At 68.0% G+C, this 16,535-nt stretch carries 18 protein-coding genes; 8 read left to right on the plus strand and 10 right to left on the minus strand.

Annotation, left to right across the window (positions count from 1 at the left end):
- Positions 1-32 precede the first annotated feature (32 nt).
- Entirely contained in the window at positions 33-599 is a 567-nt protein-coding gene (locus ACIPV5_RS07805) for a LemA family protein (protein WP_042542063.1), read from the plus strand.
- A gap of 90 nt (positions 600-689) precedes the next feature.
- Here the strand turns inward: ACIPV5_RS07805 and ACIPV5_RS07810 are convergent, their stop codons facing one another.
- Complete coding sequence (locus tag ACIPV5_RS07810) at positions 690-1,175, minus strand: hypothetical protein (RefSeq protein ID WP_400340637.1); 486 nt, start codon at positions 1,173-1,175, stop codon at positions 690-692.
- Positions 1,172-2,434, minus strand: a complete 1,263-nt coding sequence (locus tag ACIPV5_RS07815; protein WP_400340638.1) for a winged helix-turn-helix domain-containing protein — start codon at positions 2,432-2,434, stop codon at positions 1,172-1,174. The genes ACIPV5_RS07810 and ACIPV5_RS07815 overlap by 4 nt, the downstream gene beginning before the upstream one ends.
- 79 nt (positions 2,435-2,513) lie before the next feature.
- Between ACIPV5_RS07815 and ACIPV5_RS07820 the strand changes: the two genes are divergently transcribed.
- Complete coding sequence (locus ACIPV5_RS07820; protein ID WP_082297766.1) at positions 2,514-3,710, plus strand: AI-2E family transporter; 1,197 nt, start codon at positions 2,514-2,516, stop codon at positions 3,708-3,710.
- The gene (ilvA, locus tag ACIPV5_RS07825) at positions 3,707-4,936 is read left to right on the plus strand and encodes a threonine ammonia-lyase (RefSeq protein ID WP_053095513.1); all 1,230 of its coding nucleotides are present in this window, start codon (positions 3,707-3,709) and stop codon (positions 4,934-4,936) included. Before ACIPV5_RS07820 ends, ilvA begins: the two co-directional genes overlap by 4 nt.
- A gap of 76 nt (positions 4,937-5,012) precedes the next feature.
- Here the strand turns inward: ilvA and greA are convergent, their stop codons facing one another.
- Entirely contained in the window at positions 5,013-5,501 is a 489-nt protein-coding gene (greA, locus tag ACIPV5_RS07830) for a transcription elongation factor GreA (protein ID WP_053095514.1), read from the minus strand.
- Between the two features lie 96 nt (positions 5,502-5,597).
- Entirely contained in the window at positions 5,598-5,984 is a 387-nt protein-coding gene (locus ACIPV5_RS07835; RefSeq protein ID WP_053095515.1) for a DUF4307 domain-containing protein, read from the minus strand.
- A 69-nt stretch (positions 5,985-6,053) separates the two neighbouring features.
- Here ACIPV5_RS07835 and ACIPV5_RS07840 point away from each other — a divergent pair, with 69 nt between their 5' ends.
- On the plus strand, positions 6,054-6,338 hold the full coding sequence (locus tag ACIPV5_RS07840) for a hypothetical protein (RefSeq protein WP_053095516.1): 285 nt from the start codon (positions 6,054-6,056) through the stop codon (positions 6,336-6,338).
- Positions 6,339-6,354: 16 nt separating this feature from the next.
- Here ACIPV5_RS07840 and ACIPV5_RS07845 read toward each other — a convergent pair whose 3' ends face one another.
- Positions 6,355-7,083 carry a hemolysin III family protein gene (locus ACIPV5_RS07845; protein WP_072590976.1) on the minus strand — a complete coding sequence of 243 codons (729 nt, stop codon included), beginning with the start codon at positions 7,081-7,083 and terminating at the stop codon, positions 6,355-6,357.
- 96 nt (positions 7,084-7,179) lie between these two features.
- Between ACIPV5_RS07845 and ACIPV5_RS07850 the strand changes: the two genes are divergently transcribed.
- The 4 genes from ACIPV5_RS07850 to ACIPV5_RS07865 all read left to right on the plus strand — a co-directional run bounded on the left by ACIPV5_RS07850 (position 7,180) and on the right by ACIPV5_RS07865 (position 12,120).
- Complete coding sequence (locus tag ACIPV5_RS07850; protein WP_053095518.1) at positions 7,180-7,959, plus strand: isoprenyl transferase; 780 nt, start codon at positions 7,180-7,182, stop codon at positions 7,957-7,959.
- Between the two features lie 260 nt (positions 7,960-8,219).
- Positions 8,220-9,539 carry a PhoH family protein gene (locus ACIPV5_RS07855; RefSeq protein ID WP_053095519.1) on the plus strand — a complete coding sequence of 440 codons (1,320 nt, stop codon included), beginning with the start codon at positions 8,220-8,222 and terminating at the stop codon, positions 9,537-9,539.
- Between the two features lie 143 nt (positions 9,540-9,682).
- Complete coding sequence (locus tag ACIPV5_RS07860; protein ID WP_400340640.1) at positions 9,683-11,914, plus strand: carbon starvation CstA family protein; 2,232 nt, start codon at positions 9,683-9,685, stop codon at positions 11,912-11,914.
- Positions 11,914-12,120 carry a YbdD/YjiX family protein gene (locus ACIPV5_RS07865; protein ID WP_053095521.1) on the plus strand — a complete coding sequence of 69 codons (207 nt, stop codon included), beginning with the start codon at positions 11,914-11,916 and terminating at the stop codon, positions 12,118-12,120. Before ACIPV5_RS07860 ends, ACIPV5_RS07865 begins: the two co-directional genes overlap by 1 nt.
- A gap of 68 nt (positions 12,121-12,188) precedes the next feature.
- Here the strand turns inward: ACIPV5_RS07865 and ACIPV5_RS07870 are convergent, their stop codons facing one another.
- The 5 genes from ACIPV5_RS07870 to xseA are packed head-to-tail and all read right to left on the minus strand — an operon-like array spanning position 12,189 to position 16,494.
- Positions 12,189-13,604: a class II fumarate hydratase gene (locus ACIPV5_RS07870; protein WP_400340641.1), complete on the minus strand. Its 1,416-nt coding sequence runs from the start codon at positions 13,602-13,604 to the stop codon at positions 12,189-12,191.
- On the minus strand, positions 13,601-14,290 hold the full coding sequence (locus tag ACIPV5_RS07875) for a carbonic anhydrase (protein ID WP_053095523.1): 690 nt from the start codon (positions 14,288-14,290) through the stop codon (positions 13,601-13,603). Before ACIPV5_RS07875 ends, ACIPV5_RS07870 begins: the two co-directional genes overlap by 4 nt.
- A 5-nt stretch (positions 14,291-14,295) precedes the next feature.
- Positions 14,296-14,934 (minus strand): DUF4245 family protein, encoded by a 639-nt coding sequence (locus ACIPV5_RS07880; protein ID WP_053095524.1) that lies wholly within the window; start codon positions 14,932-14,934, stop codon positions 14,296-14,298.
- Positions 14,931-15,170, minus strand: coding sequence for an exodeoxyribonuclease VII small subunit (locus ACIPV5_RS07885; RefSeq protein WP_053095525.1), 240 nt, complete (start codon positions 15,168-15,170; stop codon positions 14,931-14,933). Before ACIPV5_RS07885 ends, ACIPV5_RS07880 begins: the two co-directional genes overlap by 4 nt.
- 31 nt (positions 15,171-15,201) lie before the next feature.
- Positions 15,202-16,494, minus strand: a complete 1,293-nt coding sequence (xseA, locus tag ACIPV5_RS07890; protein WP_400340644.1) for an exodeoxyribonuclease VII large subunit — start codon at positions 16,492-16,494, stop codon at positions 15,202-15,204.
- Positions 16,495-16,535: the final 41 nt, after the last annotated feature.

The raw sequence follows: 16,535 nt of genomic DNA on the forward strand, positions 1-16,535 counted from the left end.
ATGAGACAAACACGAGGAAGGGTGGGCCTCTGATGGAATGGCTCGTGCCGGTACTGATCGTCGTCGGTGTGATTCTGCTCATCGGAATCTACCTCTGGGCGACCTACAACTCGCTGGTGCAGCTCAACGTCCGCGTCGACGAGGCCTGGAGCGGCATCACGGTTCAGCTGAAGCGCAGAGCGGATCTGATACCCAACCTCATCGAGACGGTGAAGGGCTACGCCTCGCACGAGAAGGCGGTGTTCGAGAACGTCACGCGTGCGCGAGCGGAGACGCTGTCTGCCGGCAGCCCCGGCGAGGCGGGCATCGCCGAAGGTCATCTGCAGCAGGCGCTCCGCAGCCTGTTCGCGGTCGCCGAGGCCTATCCGCAGCTGCAGGCGAGCCAGAACTTCCTTCAGGTGCAGCAGGCCCTCGTCGACACCGAGGACAAGATCCAGGCTGCGCGCCGCTTCTACAACGGCGGGGTCCGCGAGCTGAACACCAAGATCAAGGTCTTCCCCAACAATCTCTTCGCCAAGGGACTCGGATTCACCGAGCGCGAGTTCTTCGAGGTCGCCGACAGCGGCGCGATCTCGGAGCCGCCACGCGTGCAGTTCTGATGTGTCAGAAGGCCCGATGCGCACCAGCGCATCGGGCCTTCTGCATGTCCGGCCGCCTGTGGCGAGTCGATCGCGGGGCCTGAGCGACGCTCACCAGACGTCGAGCTCCACAACGTCACCCTCGACGGTCACGCCACCGCGGAGCGTCCAGGAGTCCGTGCGATACGTCTCGGTCCTCGGACTGCCGTCCTGACCTGTGCCCGACACGGTGGCGACGAGGACGCCCCCGTCGGCGGCGAATCCACCGTCCGTGAGCTCCAGGACCGGCAGCTGCTCTATGCGGAACCGGACGTCGTCGACCGAGGCGAACTCGGTGCCCCAGGGGATCCTGATCCCGCATCCGTCGGGAACGGCGTCATCGGAGACCTCCGCAGACGTGCACTCCTCGAGGTGGTCGTCCAGCGCCCGCTGTGCGGTCGTGCGCACATCGATCTCAGGCGTCGGTGCGCTGCTCGTCGCCGGGGGACCGGCAGCAGGGGACACATCGCCGGATGACAGCCACAGCCATGATGCCGTCACCACGACGACGAGAGCGGCACCGACGCCGCCGATCGCCCATGCCCTGCGGCGATTCACGAGGGCACCTCTCTCGCGTGCACATGGCGACGCACGGACGTGTCCGGGCGAACCGAGAGTGCGGCGTGAAGAGCCTCTGCCGCGGTGCCCCACCGCGAGACCGAGACATGCGCGAGGCCCTGCCATTCCGCTGCGAGCGCCAGCTCTGCGGCGATCCGCTCAGCGTCGGCGTCAGGCCTGGCCTGAGGCTCCCACCAGGCCGACTGCACCTGAAGCGTCGACGTCGCGCGGTCGGCCTTCAGATCGACGCGGGCCACGATCCGGTCGCCGACGAGCACGGGCAGCGAGTAGTAGCCGTATCGCCGCTTGTCGGCGGGGACGTAGATCTCGATCCTGTAGTCGAGCTCGAAGGCGCGCAGCGCTCTGTCGCGGAACCAGACGACGGGATCGAACGGTGTCAGCAGCGCTGACGCGTCGATGCGGCGCGGCAGCACGGCATCCCGATGTCGCCAGCTCGGGAGCGGGCGCCCACCGCGGTCCCAGCCCCGCACCGACACCGGGAGCAGCTCGCCCGTGTCGACCAGATCGGCGATCGACTGCGAGACCGCCGCGCGATCGCGGATGCGGTGGTAGTCGGCGAGATCCGACTGCGTCGCGACTCCCGACGAGCGCGCCGCCCGACGTGTGAGCTCGCGGATCGCATCGTCCCGCGGCACGTGGCGCGACAGGATGGCGTCGGGGATCACCTGCTCGGCAAGAGCGTAGTTGCGCTCGAAGCCCTTCCGACCGCTGATCGCGACGTCCCCGGTGCGCCACAGATGCTCGAGCGCGAGCTTGACGTCATCCCAGTCCCACCATGTGCCGCGCTCGCGGGGCGCATCTTCTCGGAGATCCGCCGGTCGCAGTGGGCCCCGCGCCCTGAGCTCGTCCTGCACCCAGCGCAGCGTCCGCGTGTTCAGGCTCATCCACGAGTCGGCCGCCGCCCATCGAGCGCGGAAGTGATCCATCCGGAATCGCCACAGCGGCCAATCCTCGATGGGGATGAACGTCGCCTCATGAGCCATGTACTCGACGTAGTGGGTGGTCCGGGAGTGGAACACCCGATCGAACAGCGCCGGATCGTAGGCTCCCAGACGCGAGAACAGCGGCATGTAGTGCGACCTCGCGAACACGTTGACCGAGTCGATCTGCAGCACGCCCAGCCGATCCATCACCCGGTGGATGTGCCGGGCCGACACCGATGCGGGGCGTGCGCGGGAGAAGCCCTGCGCGGCCAGCGCGATGCGACGGGCCTGGGCGGAGCTGAGGGTCTCGGTCACCTCGTCAGGGTATCTCCGAGCGCCGACATCCGGGCCTCGTACGTCCGGACGCGCGGCGCCCGCGCCGTAGACTTGGGCGATGAGCGAAGAGCTGCGTCCACGGCTGAGAGACCTCTTCCGTCCGCGCCCGGTCTCGCCGGATCGCACGGTGACCACCGAGGCCGATGAAGCCGTCCCGCGAGGACTCCGCATCACGGCCGCATATTCCTGGCGCATCCTGCTGATCGCAGCGGTGGTGGCCGGATTCATCTGGCTCGTGATCGAGCTGAAGCTCCTCGTGATCCCGCTCATGGTCGGCATCCTCATCACGGCTCTGCTGTGGCCGGGATTCCAGTGGATGCTGCGCCACCGGTTCCCGCGCTGGCTGGCAGTGGCGCTGTCGATCATCGGCACGCTCGCGATCGTCTCCCTGCTGCTCTGGCTCGTCATCTGGCAGGTCCGCGCCCAGCTGCCCGACGTGCAGGCGCGGAGTTCCCAGGCGATCGAGGAGTTCCGGCAGTTCCTTCTCAACGGACCGCTGCACCTGAGTGAGACGCAGATCCAGGACTACATCGATCAGGGCCTCGGCATCATCAACGAGCAGACGCAGACGCTCCTCAACGGGGCTCTCGCGGTCGGCACGACCGCCGCGCATGTGGTGACCGGAGCGGTCCTCTCACTGTTCATCCTGATCTGCCTGCTCGCCGACGGTCGGGGGATCTGGCGCTGGACGCTGCGCCTGTTCCCGCGCGCGGCGCGACCGGCCGCCGACGCAGCCGCGAGCAACGGCTTCGCGACGATCGTCAACTACGCCCGCACGCAGCTGCTGGTGGCCGCGATCGACGCGGTCGGCATCGGCGTGGGTGCCGCTCTGCTCGGCGTCCCGCTGGCGATACCGGTCGCCGTGCTCGTCTTCCTCGGATCCTTCGTGCCGATCGTCGGTGCGGTCGTGACCGGCGCGATCGCGGTCCTGCTGGCCCTCGTCTACAACGGGCCGTGGATCGCTCTGGCGATGCTGGCCGTCGTGCTCGGCGTGCAGCAGCTCGAGGGGCACATCCTGCAGCCGATCCTGATGGGCTCCGCGGTGAAGGTGCACCCGCTCGCGGTCGTGCTCGTGGTCGCCGGCGGCTCGATGGTCGGCGGCATCCCCGGAGCGCTGTTCGCGGTGCCTCTCGCAGCGTTCGTCAACGTCGCAGCGGTGACCGTCAGCACGGGGTCGTGGAAGACCGGCGACGTCCCGAACGCAGACCTAATCTGGAGCACAGTTCCGCGCGAGCGGAGACGGAGGAATCGATGAGCGCAGTCCCCAGCCTGGACGAGTTCGAGAAGGCAGCTCAGAGTCTGGCTGAGGTGATCACGCGGACGCCGACGTTGCCTTCGCGCGCTCTGTCGGATGTCCTCGGAGCGCCGGTCGTACTCAAGATGGAGAACCTGCAGCGAACGGGGTCCTTCAAGATCCGGGGATCCGCATATCGCCTCTCCCAGCTGAGTGCCGAAGAGCGCGCGCGCGGCGTGGTCGCGGCCTCCGCCGGCAATCACGCGCAGGGCGTCGCCCTCGCGGCGCAGACCCTCGGAATCCCGGCGACCATCTTCGTGCCGATCGGCATCCCGGTGCCCAAGCTGCTGGCGACCAGGAGCTACGGCGCCGAGGTCGTGCTCGAGGGAGAGACGGTCGCGACGTCGCTGCGGCTCGCCGCCGAGTTCGCCGAGCGCACGGGAGCGGTGATCATCCATCCGTTCGACCACCGCGATGTCGTCATCGGCCAGGGCACGCTCGGGCTCGAGCTGCTCGAGGATGCTCCGGACGTCGACACGATCGTGCTGGGGATCGGCGGGGGAGGCCTGATCGCCGGTGTCGCCGCCGCGGTGAAGGCGAAGGCCGCCGAGATGGGCCGCACCGTCCGCATCATCGGCGTCCAGGCCGAGAACGCCGCGGCGATGCTTCCCTCGCTCGAAGCGGGATACCCGGTCGACATCGAGACGAAGCCCACGATCGCCGACGGCATCCTGGTCGCGCGCCCCGGCGCCATCCCGTTCGAGATCATCAAGGACCTCGTCGACGAGGTCGTCACGGTGACGGACGACGACCTCGCACGCGCCATCCTCGTGCTGCTCGAGCAGTCCAAGGTGATCGCGGAGCCGGCGGGTGCCGTCGGAGTCGCCGCGATCCTCGCCGGCAAGGTGAAGGCCAGCGGCAAGACCATGGCCGTGGTCTCCGGTGGCAACATCGACCCGCTGCTGCTGCAGCGCGTGGTCTCTCACGGTCTGGCGGCATCCGGCCGGTACCTGACGATCCGCATCCCGCTGCCCGACCGTCCCGGTCAGCTGGCGCGGGTGTCCGAGCTGATCGCGGAGGCCGGCGCCAACGTGATCGAGGCGATGCACACCCGTCACGGGCACGGGCTGCAGATCAGCGAGGTCTTCCTCGAGCTCAGCGTCGAGACGCGGGGCACCGAGCATTCCGAGCACACCCTCGACACCCTCCGTCGTGCCGGCTTCCAGCCGATGATCGTTCCGGACTGACCCGCGACGACAGAAGGCCCCGTCCATTCGGACGGGGCCTTCTGTCGTCGCGGAACGCGCGCGTGATCGGAGCGCGTCAGCCGGTGTAGGTCTCGACGTTCACGATCTCGACCGAGATCGCGCGGCCGTTCGGCGCCTCGTACGAGGACTTCTCGCCGACCTTGAGTCCGAGGATCGCCTGTCCGAGCGGGCTGGCCTCGCTGTACACGTCGAGGTCGCTGCCCACGGCGATCTCACGGCTGCCGAGGAGGAAGACCTCTTCGCCACCGGCGACCACGGCCGTCACGACCGTGCCGGGCTCGACGATGCCGCGGCTCGCGGGCGCCTCGCCGACCTTGGCGGTCTTGAGAAGGTTCTCGAGGGTGCGGATCCGCGCCTCCTGCTTGCCCTGCTCGTCTTTGGCGGCGTGGTAACCGCCGTTCTCCTTGAGGTCGCCCTCTTCGCGTGCCGCTTCGATGCGCTTGGCGATCTCTTCGCGACCGGTGGTGGAGAGGTGCTCGAGCTCGGCGACGAGCCGGTCATACGCTTCCTGCGTGAGGAAGGGAACCTGAGCGTCAGTAGACATGACGAAGCTCCTTCGTTAGGTACCCGGCGACGTTCCGCGGGGGATATGCCAAGACGCCCCGGCACGGTGCCAGGGCGTCATCTGTCTGGCTCGAGTCTAAGCGACCCAGCAGCTGTTCACCAAACCTGTCGTGGCGCTCGAGACGGTGGGAACCGTGGCAGAGAGCGCCTGCGAATGGGCATCTCCGGCGGGGATCTCGACGACCTTCCAGCCGACGACCCCGAACTCCTCGTCCAGCGCCTCGACGATGCAGGCCACGTCCTTGCCCTGCACCCCGGTGATCTGGAAGCGCACGGTGACGCTGTGCTCATCCACCAGATCGAAGCCGAGATCGTCGGAGTCGACCGCGTTCATCTGCGCCGCGACGATCATCCAGCCGAACGCTCCGACGAGAAGTGCCGCGATGGCGATCAGGACGATCCATGGCCCCCGGCGGGAGCGGGTGCGACCGTAGCGGTCATCGAGCTGTTGTGCGGTCGTCACGGGGTGGGTCTTCCGGTCGTTAGGCTGGTAACTCCAGGTTATGCGACCTGCGCATGAAAGGCAGACTCCATGCTCGCTCTGACCGAGACACCGATGCCGACGCCCACGATGACGGTGGCACCGGAGCTGGTCACGCCCGGATTCGTCGGCTTCGCCGCCGTCGTGATCATCCTGATCGCGGTGATCCTGCTGATCCTCGACATGAACCGTCGCATCCGTCGGGTCCGCTACCGCGAAGAGGTCAGGGATGAGCTCGACGCCGAAGAGGCCGCGCGGGCGGCTGACGAGGCGACCGAGACGGATGCCGACCTGCCGATCGTGCGCGAGGGCGACGACGACCCCGAGAAGCGCTGACCGAGCCTTCGGCGGGTCAGGCCCCGAGTGACGGGGACAGCGGTGCGAGGGCGATGAGCAGACACGCGACCCAGTGGCACAGGAAAGCGAGCACCGTGCATACGTGGAAGATCTCGTGGAACCCGAAATGGCCGGGCCACGGGTTGGGCTTCTTGATCGCGTAGACGACCGCGCCGCCCGTATAGAGGAGCCCTCCGACGATGACGAGCACCATCATCGTGGCGTTCGCGACGAAGAGGTCGGCGAGGTACATCACCGCAGCCCAGCCCAGAAGCAGGTAGAGGGCGACGTACAGCCACCGCGGAGCATTGATCCAGAACACCCGGAACAGGATGCCGAGAAGCGCCCCGCTCCACACGAACACGAGCAGCAGGGCGCCCTTCTGAGGGGGCAGAGCGAGCACGGCGAGCGGCGTATAGGTGCCGGCGATCAGCAGCAGGATGTTCGCGTGGTCGATCCGCTTGAGGATCACCTTGACCTTCGGGCTCCAGTCGATCCGGTGATAGAGAGCGGAGTTGCCGAAGAGCAGCAGCGAGGTGGCCATGAACACGGCGGCGGCCCACTTGGCCGCGCCGCCCTGCGCGACGGTGATCAGCACCACCCCGGCGACGATCGCGACGGGGAACGTGGCCGCGTGGATCCAGCCGCGCCAGGTCGGCTTGATCTCGACGGCGGCGTCGTGCGCCGCCTCCTCCAGGAGGGGCAGCTGGGGGACGTCAGGTACCGAGGAGTCGGGAGTGCTCACGCCTTCACTCTATGCGGGCGCCCATGCAGGCGAGCGTACATATCCTGAGCGTCGGCCCTGGGTCCGCCGACGCCGACGCGATAGCGTAGGGAGGTGATGACACGCGATGGTCAGGGGCGGGGGCCGCTGTACCGCCTCTACACCAGCCGGCTGCGCCGCCATCTCGATCCGGCGACCGTTCCCCATCACGTCGCCATGATGATCGACGGCAATCGGCGCTGGGCCAGGCAGCTCGGCTACGAGACTCCCGCGGAGGGACACAGGGCGGGTGCCGCCAAGATGCGCGAGTTCCTCGGCTGGTGCGACGAACTCGGGGTTCGGGTCGTGTCGCTGTATCTCCTGTCCAGCGACAACCTGCGAAAGCGCGACTCCGCCGAGCTCGCCGATCTGATCGAGATCATCGCCGAGCTCGCCGAGGCACTGTCGCGCGAGGGCAATTGGCGTGTGAAGCACGTCGGACGCTCGGACATCCTTCCCGCGGAGCTCGCGAAGGTGCTGGACGACGCACAGGAGCGCACGCGCGACCACACCGGCCTCCACGTCAACCTCGCGGTCGGCTACGGCGGACGCAACGAGATCGTCGATGCGGTGCGCAGCATCGTCACGGCGCATCAGGCGTCCGGCGGCACGATCGAGGACCTCGCCGCTCATCTGACCCCCGAGATGATCGGGGAGCATCTGTACACCGGCGGCCAGCCGGACCCCGATCTCGTCATCCGCACGAGCGGCGAGCAGCGTCTGAGCGACTTCCTGCTCTGGCAGAGCGCCCACAGCGAGTTCTACTTCGTGGAGGCGCTCGGGCCGGACCTGCGACAGGTCGACTTCCTCCGCGCGATCCGCGACTTCGCCGACCGTGACCGGCGCTTCGGCCGCTGACCTCGCCGACGACGCCACCCCGCGTTAACCAACACGTAACGAACTCGTGGCGTGTCGAGTTCGTCAAATGTCGGCGGCTGGTCGTAGCTTCTAGGCATCGGGCAAGGTGCCCGTCGGGTCGGCCTCAGGATGACGACTCGTGACCCCCTGGTCGACTCGTTCGAATAACCGGGAGTTCCCCGGGTCGGGAGTGGGTCGTGACCTCACGTACAGCGCAGCAGTCCACCAGCACCGCGCAGCAGTCCACCCGTAAGACGACGATGCGAGCGGGGGCGGAGGGTCCTGATCAGGATCTTCGGACCTATGTGCTCGACACGTCCGTCCTGCTGAGCGATCCGCAGGCGTTCTTCCGGTTCGCCGAGCACTCGGTCGTCCTTCCGGTGGTGGTCATCACCGAACTCGAAGGCAAGCGGCACGACCCGGAGATCGGATACTTCGCCCGTCAGGCGCTTCGCCACCTCGATGACCTTCGCGTCGAGCACGGACGGCTGGACTTCCCCGTCGAGGTCGGCGAGGGCGGCACGCTTCGGGTCGAGCTGGCCAACACGGACTCCTCGGTGCTCCCGGCCGGCATCCGGCTGAGCGACAACGACACCCGCATCCTCTCGGTCGCGATGAACCTCGCGCAGGACGGTCAGGACGTCACGATCGTCTCGAAGGACCTCCCGATGCGCGTCAAGGCGGCCTCGCTCGGTCTGCGTGCCGAGGAGTACCTCGCCGAGCAGGCCGTCGATTCGGGATGGACCGGAATCACCACGCTCGACCTGTCCGGTGACGAGATCAGCGATCTCTACGAGAGCGAGGTGGGCATCAGCGAAGATGCGAGGGGCCTGCCGGTGAACACCGGGCTCATCATCCACTCCGAGCGCGGTTCCGCACTCGGCAGGATCACGGGAGACGGCGAGTACAAGCTCGTCCGCGGCGACCGCGACATCTTCGGCATGCACGGGCGGTCCGCCGAGCAGCGGATCGCGATCGACCTGCTCACCGACCCGGACATCGGCATCGTCTCGCTGGGCGGGCGCGCGGGCACCGGAAAGTCCGCCCTGGCTCTCTGCGCCGGCCTCGAGGCGGTGCTCGAACGACAGCAGCAGAAGAAGATCATCGTCTTCCGCCCGCTGTTCGCCGTCGGAGGCCAGGAGCTCGGCTACCTGCCCGGCGATCAGGGCGAGAAGATGGGCCCGTGGGGGCAGGCGGTGTTCGACACGCTCGGTTCGGTCGTGTCAGGCAACGTCATGGAGGAGGTCGTCGAACGGGGCATTCTCGAGGTGCTCCCGCTCACGCACATCCGCGGTCGGTCGCTGCACGACGCGTTCGTGATCGTCGACGAGGCGCAGTCGCTCGAGCGCAACGTGCTGCTGACCGTCCTCAGCCGCATGGGGCAGAACTCGCGCGTGATCCTGACCCACGACGTCGGCCAGCGCGACAACCTCCGTGTCGGCCGTCATGACGGCATCGCCAGCGTGATCGAGACGCTCAAGGGGCATGACCTGTTCGCCCACGTGACGCTGATGCGGTCCGAGCGCTCCGCGATCGCCGCCCTGGTGACCGAGCTTCTCGAAGGGGGCGAACTCAGCTGACCTGAGTGGTCCGACAGCGGATGCCGTGGTGTCACGGCATCCGCTGTCGCATGTTCCGGCGGATGCGTCGGCGATTCGCTTCCGTCGGCGTGGTCGTCGGATTACGCTCGTGGCACCGAACGCAGACGATGGAGTGATGCGCCATGAGTGACACAACGAAGACTGTCGAAGACCACTCGCTTCCCCCGGTGGCTGTCGATGAGAAGCCGCGCTGGACACCGCTGAAGATCGTCCTCTGGGCGGCGATCGCGCTACTGGGCGGTGTCGCCTGGACGATGCTCGCCATCGTCAGAGGCGAGACGGTGAACGCGATCTGGTTCGTGTTCGCGGCGGTCTGCACCTATCTCGTCTTCTACCGTTTCTACTCGAAGTTCATCGAGCGCAACCTCGTCAAGCCGAACGACCGACGCGCGACACCCGCCGAGTACAAGGCGGACGGCAAGGACTACGTCGCGACCGACCGTCGGGTGCTGTTCGGTCACCACTTCGCCGCGATCGCGGGTGCCGGCCCTCTCGTGGGACCCGTGCTCGCCGCGCAGATGGGCTACCTGCCGGGCACGATCTGGATCATCGTCGGAGTCGTCCTGGCGGGTGCCGTGCAGGACTACCTCGTGATGTTCTTCTCGATGCGCCGGGGCGGGCGCTCTCTCGGCCAGATGGCCCGCGACGAGCTCGGTCGATTCGGCGGCACGGCGGCCATCGTCGCCACACTCCTCATCATGATCATCATCACGGCGATCCTCGCTCTCGTCGTGGTGAACGCCCTCGGCGAGAGCCCCTGGGGCGTGTTCTCCGTGGCCATGACGATCCCGATCGCCCTGTTCATGGGCGCGTACCTCCGGTGGGTCCGACCAGGCAAGATCACCGAGGTGTCGCTCATCGGGTTCGTGCTGCTGATGGCGGCGATCATCGGCGGCGGGATGGTCGCCGAGACCGACTGGGGTCAGGCGGTCTTCACCCTCGACCGCACGACGATCGCGTGGGGGATCATCATCTACGGCTTCATCGCCGCGGTGCTGCCGGTGTGGATGCTGCTCGCTCCGCGCGACTACCTCTCGACGTTCATGAAGATCGGCGTGATCGTGGCACTCGCCGTCGCGATTCTCTTCGTGCGGCCGGAGATCACTGTCCCGGCCTTCAGCGAATTCGCGGCGGGGGAGACGGGGCCGGTCTGGGCGGGTTCCCTCTTCCCGTTCCTGTTCGTGACGATCGCCTGCGGGGCGCTGAGCGGATTCCATGCGCTCATCGCGTCGGGCACCACGCCGAAGATGATCGAGAAGGAGAAGCAGACCCGCTTCATCGGCTACGGCGGCATGCTCATGGAGTCGTTCGTCGCGATCATGGCGCTCGTCGCCGCGATCTCGATCGACCGTGGTCTGTACTTCGCGATGAACTCCTCGCCGGCCGCGACCCTCGGCACCGTCGAAGGCGCCGTGCAGTTCGTCAACAGCCTCGGGCTGACGGGTGTGAACCTGACCCCCGAGATGCTCACGAGCACGGCCGAAGCTGTGGGGGAGGAGTCGATCGTCTCCCGCACCGGCGGTGCGCCGACCCTCGCTCTCGGCCTCGCGCACATCATGCAGCAGTGGATCGGCGGCACCGGGATGATGGCGTTCTGGTATCACTTCGCGATCATGTTCGAGGCGCTGTTCATCCTGACCGCGGTGGATGCCGGCACCCGTGTCGCGCGATTCATGCTGCAGGACTCGGTCGGCAACGTCATCCCCCGTTTCAAGGACACGTCGTGGCGGGCCGGGGCCTGGATCTGCACGGCGGTGATGGTCGCGGGCTGGGGCGCGGTGCTGATCATGGGCGTCACGGACCCTCTCGGCGGCATCAACACCCTGTTCCCGTTGTTCGGCATCGCCAATCAGCTGCTGGCGGCCATCGCGCTCGCCGTGGTGCTCACCATCGTCGCCCGCAGGCGCACGTTCACGGTTCTCTGGGTGGTCGCTCTGCCGTTGGCATTCGTGACGGTCGTCACCGTCACGGCGTCGCTGCAGAAGATCTTCTCGAGCGTGCCGCAGGTCGGGTACTTCGCCAATCACGTCGCCTTCCGCGACGCGCTCGCTGCGGGCGAGACGTCGTTCGGCACGGCGACCAGCGTCGCCGCGATGGAGGCGGTGGTGCGCAACACGATGATCCAGGGCATCCTGTCGGTGACTTTCCTCGTGCTGTCTGTGATCGTCATCACGATCTCGATCGTCAAGGTCATCCAGGCGGTGCGACCCGGGCCGATCATCGACCACGAGGACCCGGAGGTGCCGTCGCGTCGGTTCGCTCCGGCAGGACTCATCGCCTCACCGGAGGAGCGCGCGGTCGAGAAGGAGTGGAACGCGCTGCCCTCGTCCGCCCAGCCGACGAGGGGGCACTGATGTCTGCGGCGGTGGCCGAGGCGGCGCGCAGGATCTGGCACTCCGTCGCCTGGTACATGAACGGCGTGACAGGGCAGTCGCGGTACACGGCATACGTCGCGCACGAACGGGAGCGGCATCCCGAGCGAGAGCCGCTCACCGAACGCGAGTTCTGGCGGGCGCACTACGCCCAGCAGGATGCCGACCCCGGAGCCCGCTGCTGCTGAGGGGGCAGAGACGACGGATGCCGCAGGGAACGAGTCCCTGCGGCATCCGTCGTGTCAGTATCCGGTGATCAACCCGGGTGGGTCATCGACAGCAGGTCGAGCTTCTCGTCGAGCTGCTCGAGCGTCAGGTCCCCGCGCTCGACATAGCCGAGGTCGATCACGGCGTCGCGCACCGTGATGCCCTTCGCGACCGAGTGCTTGGCGATCTTCGCCGCAGCCTCGTAGCCGATGAGCTTGTTGAGCGGGGTGACGATCGACGGGCTCATTCCGGCGAAAGCCGCCGCGCGGTCGAGGTTCGCCTGCAGTCCGTCGACGGTCTTGTCGGCGAGCACGCGCGAGGCGTTGGCGAGCAGACGGATCGACTCGAGAACGGCGGTGCCCATGACCGGGATCGCGACGTTGAGCTCGAACGAGCCGGATGCTCCGGCCCAGGCGACGGTCGCGTCGTTGCCGATCACTCGTGCGCACACCATCAGCACGGCCTCGGGGACGACCGGGTTCACCTTTCCGGGCATGATCGAGGAACCCGGCTGCAGGTCGGGGATGTGCAGTTCGCCGAGTCCGGTGTTGGGGCCGGAGCCCATCCAGCGCAGGTCGTTGTTGATCTTGGTCAGCGAGACGGCGATCGTGCGCAGCGCGCCGGACGCCTCGACGAGACCGTCGCGGTTGGCCTGTGCCTCGAAGTGATCCTTGGCCTCGGTGATCGGAAGCTCGGTCTCGGCTGCGAGCAGCTCGATGACCTTCTGCGGGAACCCGAGCGGCGTGTTGATGCCGGTGCCGGTGGCGGTGCCGCCGAGCGGGACCTCGGCGACGCGGGGGAGCGCCGACTGCACGCGCTCGATGCCGAGGCGCATCTGACGGGCGTAGCCGCCGAACTCCTGGCCCAGGGTGACGGGAGTGGCGTCCATGAGGTGCGTGCGACCCGACTTCACCGCGTCCTTCCACAGCTCGGCCTTCGCCTCGAAGGCGACGGCGAGGTGGTCGAGCGCGGGGATGAGGGTGTCGATGAGCGCCTGCGTGACTGCGATGTGCACCGAGGTCGGGAACACGTCGTTCGACGACTGCGAGGCGTTCACATGGTCGTTCGGGTGCACATCCGCACCGAGGATGCGCGTCGCGAGCGTCGCGAGCACCTCGTTCATGTTCATGTTCGACGACGTGCCGGAGCCCGTCTGGTAGGTGTCGACGGGGAACTCGCCGTCATGTGCACCGGATGCGACCTCGTCGGCGGCCTGGGCGATCGCGTCCGCGATCGCCCCATCGAGCGTGCCCAGCTCCTTGTTCGCGAGCGCGGCGGCCTTCTTGATGCGCGCGAGGGCGGCGATCTGCGTGGATTCGAGGCCCTTGCCCGAGATCGGGAAGTTCTCGACGGCGCGCTGCGTCTGTGCGCCGTAGAGCGCGCTCACGGGAACCCGCACCTCGCCCATCGTGTCGTGCTCGATGCGGTAGCCCTGCGCGTCTGCGCCGCTGTGCTGGTCGGTCATTCCGAACCCTCCTTGGTTGCGGGGCTGTGCCCCTCGGTGTCGTTTCCGTCTGTGTCGAGTCCGACCGTGATGACGGGAATCGCGGTTCCCTCGGCCAGACGGTAGTTGGCGCCGACGATGCCCAGACGACCCTCGGCGACGGCGTGGGAGATCACCTCGGACGACTGCAGCAGGTCGCGGACCGTGTTGCGCAGGTGCTCCTGGCCGACCAGGTCGGCGTCGATCTCGGCGACCGTGGTCCCGCCGCTCTCGACGAGCACCTTCCGGGCCGCAGGCACGATCGGTGCGATGAGCTTCCAGATGTGCGGCGGCAGCGGCGCCGCGTCGATCGCGGTGCCGTCGATGGCGGCGCGCACAGCACCGCACGAGTCGTGTGCGAGCACGACGATCAGGGGGACGTTCAGCACCGCGACCGCGTACTCGAGGCTCGCGACGATCGACTCGCCGATCACCTGACCGGCATTGCGGACGACGAACAGGTCGCCGAGCCCCAGGTCGAAGATGATCTCCGCGGCCAGCCGGGAGTCGGAGCATCCGAACAGGGTGGCGACAGGATGCTGCGCCGCAGCCAGGTGCTTGCGTCGGGCGACATCCTGATTCGGGTGCCGCGGGGCGTCATCGACGAATCGCTGGTTGCCCTCCTGCATCTGCTTCCAGGCGGCGGCGGGCGTGAGCGTGTCTGTCATGAGGGCTACTCCGAGAGGTCGCGGATCTGGGGGACGAGGGACTCGGCGAGCTCGGCGGTGGAGTCGGCGGAGCGTGAGCCGTAGAGCAGCAGGTAGTCGTCACCCGCCTGGGTGCCGATCGCATAGGTGATGTTCTGCTTCGCACCGGCATCGCCGAGGTCGTAGACGTCCCACTCCAGCCCGCCGATCGACGTCGTGTCCGTCGGCGCGGTTCCGTTGAGGCGCTGCGGGGCCCAGGCTGCGTCAGCATCGAAGGCCTGTGCCAGCTTGATGAATCCGCGCTCATCCTCGGCTGACGGGGCGAGGGTGACATCCCAGACCGTCGTCGCGCCGCTCGTGAGCTCGGCCGTGTTGACTCTCCAGAAGTCGGCCAGGTCGGGCACGATCACCGGGCGATCCATGGTGGACTCCACGTCCGCGGCTACGCCGACCACGTCGATCTTCTGGGCGGTCGCGGGTTCGCCACGGGGAACTGCGAGCACGATCACCGTGACGATGGCCAGCGTGACGATCAGAGCGGCCACCAGGCTGCGCACCGTCTGGCTCGAGCGATAGGCCTTGCTCGACGCGGCCTTGCGGGCCGCCGTCTCTTCGGGGGTCTCCGGCCGGCCCAGTTCGGCGACGATGGGAGCGGGCTTGCTCATGAGTCGTCTCCGTCGGCGGCACCGGTCGACGTCGCACGGGCGGCCTCGAGGCGACGCTTGGCGCCGAGCAGCCATTCCTCGCAGCGGGCCGCCAGGGCCTCGCCGCGCTCCCAGAGAGCGAGCGACTGCTCGAGGGTCGGAGCGCCCTGTTCGAGCTCGGAGACGACCTTCACGAGCTCATCGCGAGCGGCCTCGAATGACAGCGTGTCCACAGGGGTGTCGTTCGGCGCACTCACGCCTCCATCCTACGCGGTGCGCGGGACCCGCTCATCCGGAGCGGGGCACCGGTGCTTCCGCGATCTCGCCCTCGGAACGGGCCGCGACGGAGCCGCGGTCGACCGTGATCGTCAGGCTGCTGCCGGCCGGAGCGTCGGCGGCGTCGCGGAGGATCACTCCGCCCGCGAGATGGGCGATCGCATAGCCGCGCGACAGCGTGGCCGCGGGCGAGAGCGCCCGCAGTGAGGCTCGCAGCTCGCTCGTCGCACGGCCCGCCGCATCGTGCTGACGGGTGATCGTGTCGCGTCCCCGCGAGAGCAGCAGCCACACGTCCTGAGAACGCGACTCGATGATCGGGTCGGGGGAGCGCAGCGAGGGACGGGACCGCAGCTGCTCGAGCTGCGCGATGTCGTGCGACAGCCGCTGCGTCAGCCGGGACGTGGCTCGGGATCGCAGCTGCGCGATCAGCGCCCGCTGCTCGCTGACGTCGGGTACGACGCGCTTCGCGGCATCCGTCGGAGTCGATGCGCGCAGGTCGGCCACGTCGTCCAGAAGCGGATGATCGTTCTCATGTCCGATCGCGCTGACGATCGGAGTCGTTGCCGCGGCCACAGCCCGCACGAGCCGTTCGTCACTGAACCCGAGCAGCGTCTGCGGATCGCCGCCGCCGCGGGCGATGACGATCACGTCGACATCCGGGTCGGCGTCCAGTCGTGCCAGAGCGGCGAGGGTCTCGGGGACGCACCGGTCGCCCTGAACAGCCGCATACTCCGTGCGGAAGCGCACCTGGGGCCACCGCAACTCGGCGTTGCGGTGCACGTCCTTCTCGGCATCCGACTTCTCTCCCGTGATCAGGCCGATCACGTGGGGGAGGAACGGGAGGCGCTTCTTGCGCGACGCGTCGAACAGGCCCTCCTGGCGCAGCTGCAGTCGCAGCTTCTCCAGCTTCTCCAGCTGATCGCCGAGGCCCACGTGCTTCATCGCGGAGACGGCGAAGCTGAAATCGCCGGCCTTGACGAAGTAGTCGGCCTTGACGGCGGCGACGACATGGTCGCCGACAGCCAGATCACCGGGGATCCGCGGGCGCACACTCGACCAGATCCTGATGGAGATCTGCGCGTCGGAGCGGGTGTCCTTGAGCCGGGCGAAGATGTTGCCCCCGCGCACGTTCCAGGAGGTGATCTCGCCTTCGACCCACACCGTGTTCCAGCGCGCCACGAAGTCGCGGATCGTCGCGTTCAGGCGTGCGACCGAGGTCGGTGCGTCGGCCGAGGAGTCGCGCGGGGCGACCGCATCCGCCGGCGGAGTCTCGCCAGGACGCGTCGATGCTTCGAAGACCGTCATGCGCTCGGTGCCCCTTCCCGCTCCTGCTCAGGTTCTCGGCG

This window comes from Microbacterium sp. NPDC090014 (assembly GCF_044748285.1).
Taxonomy (GTDB): domain Bacteria; phylum Actinomycetota; class Actinomycetes; order Actinomycetales; family Microbacteriaceae; genus Microbacterium.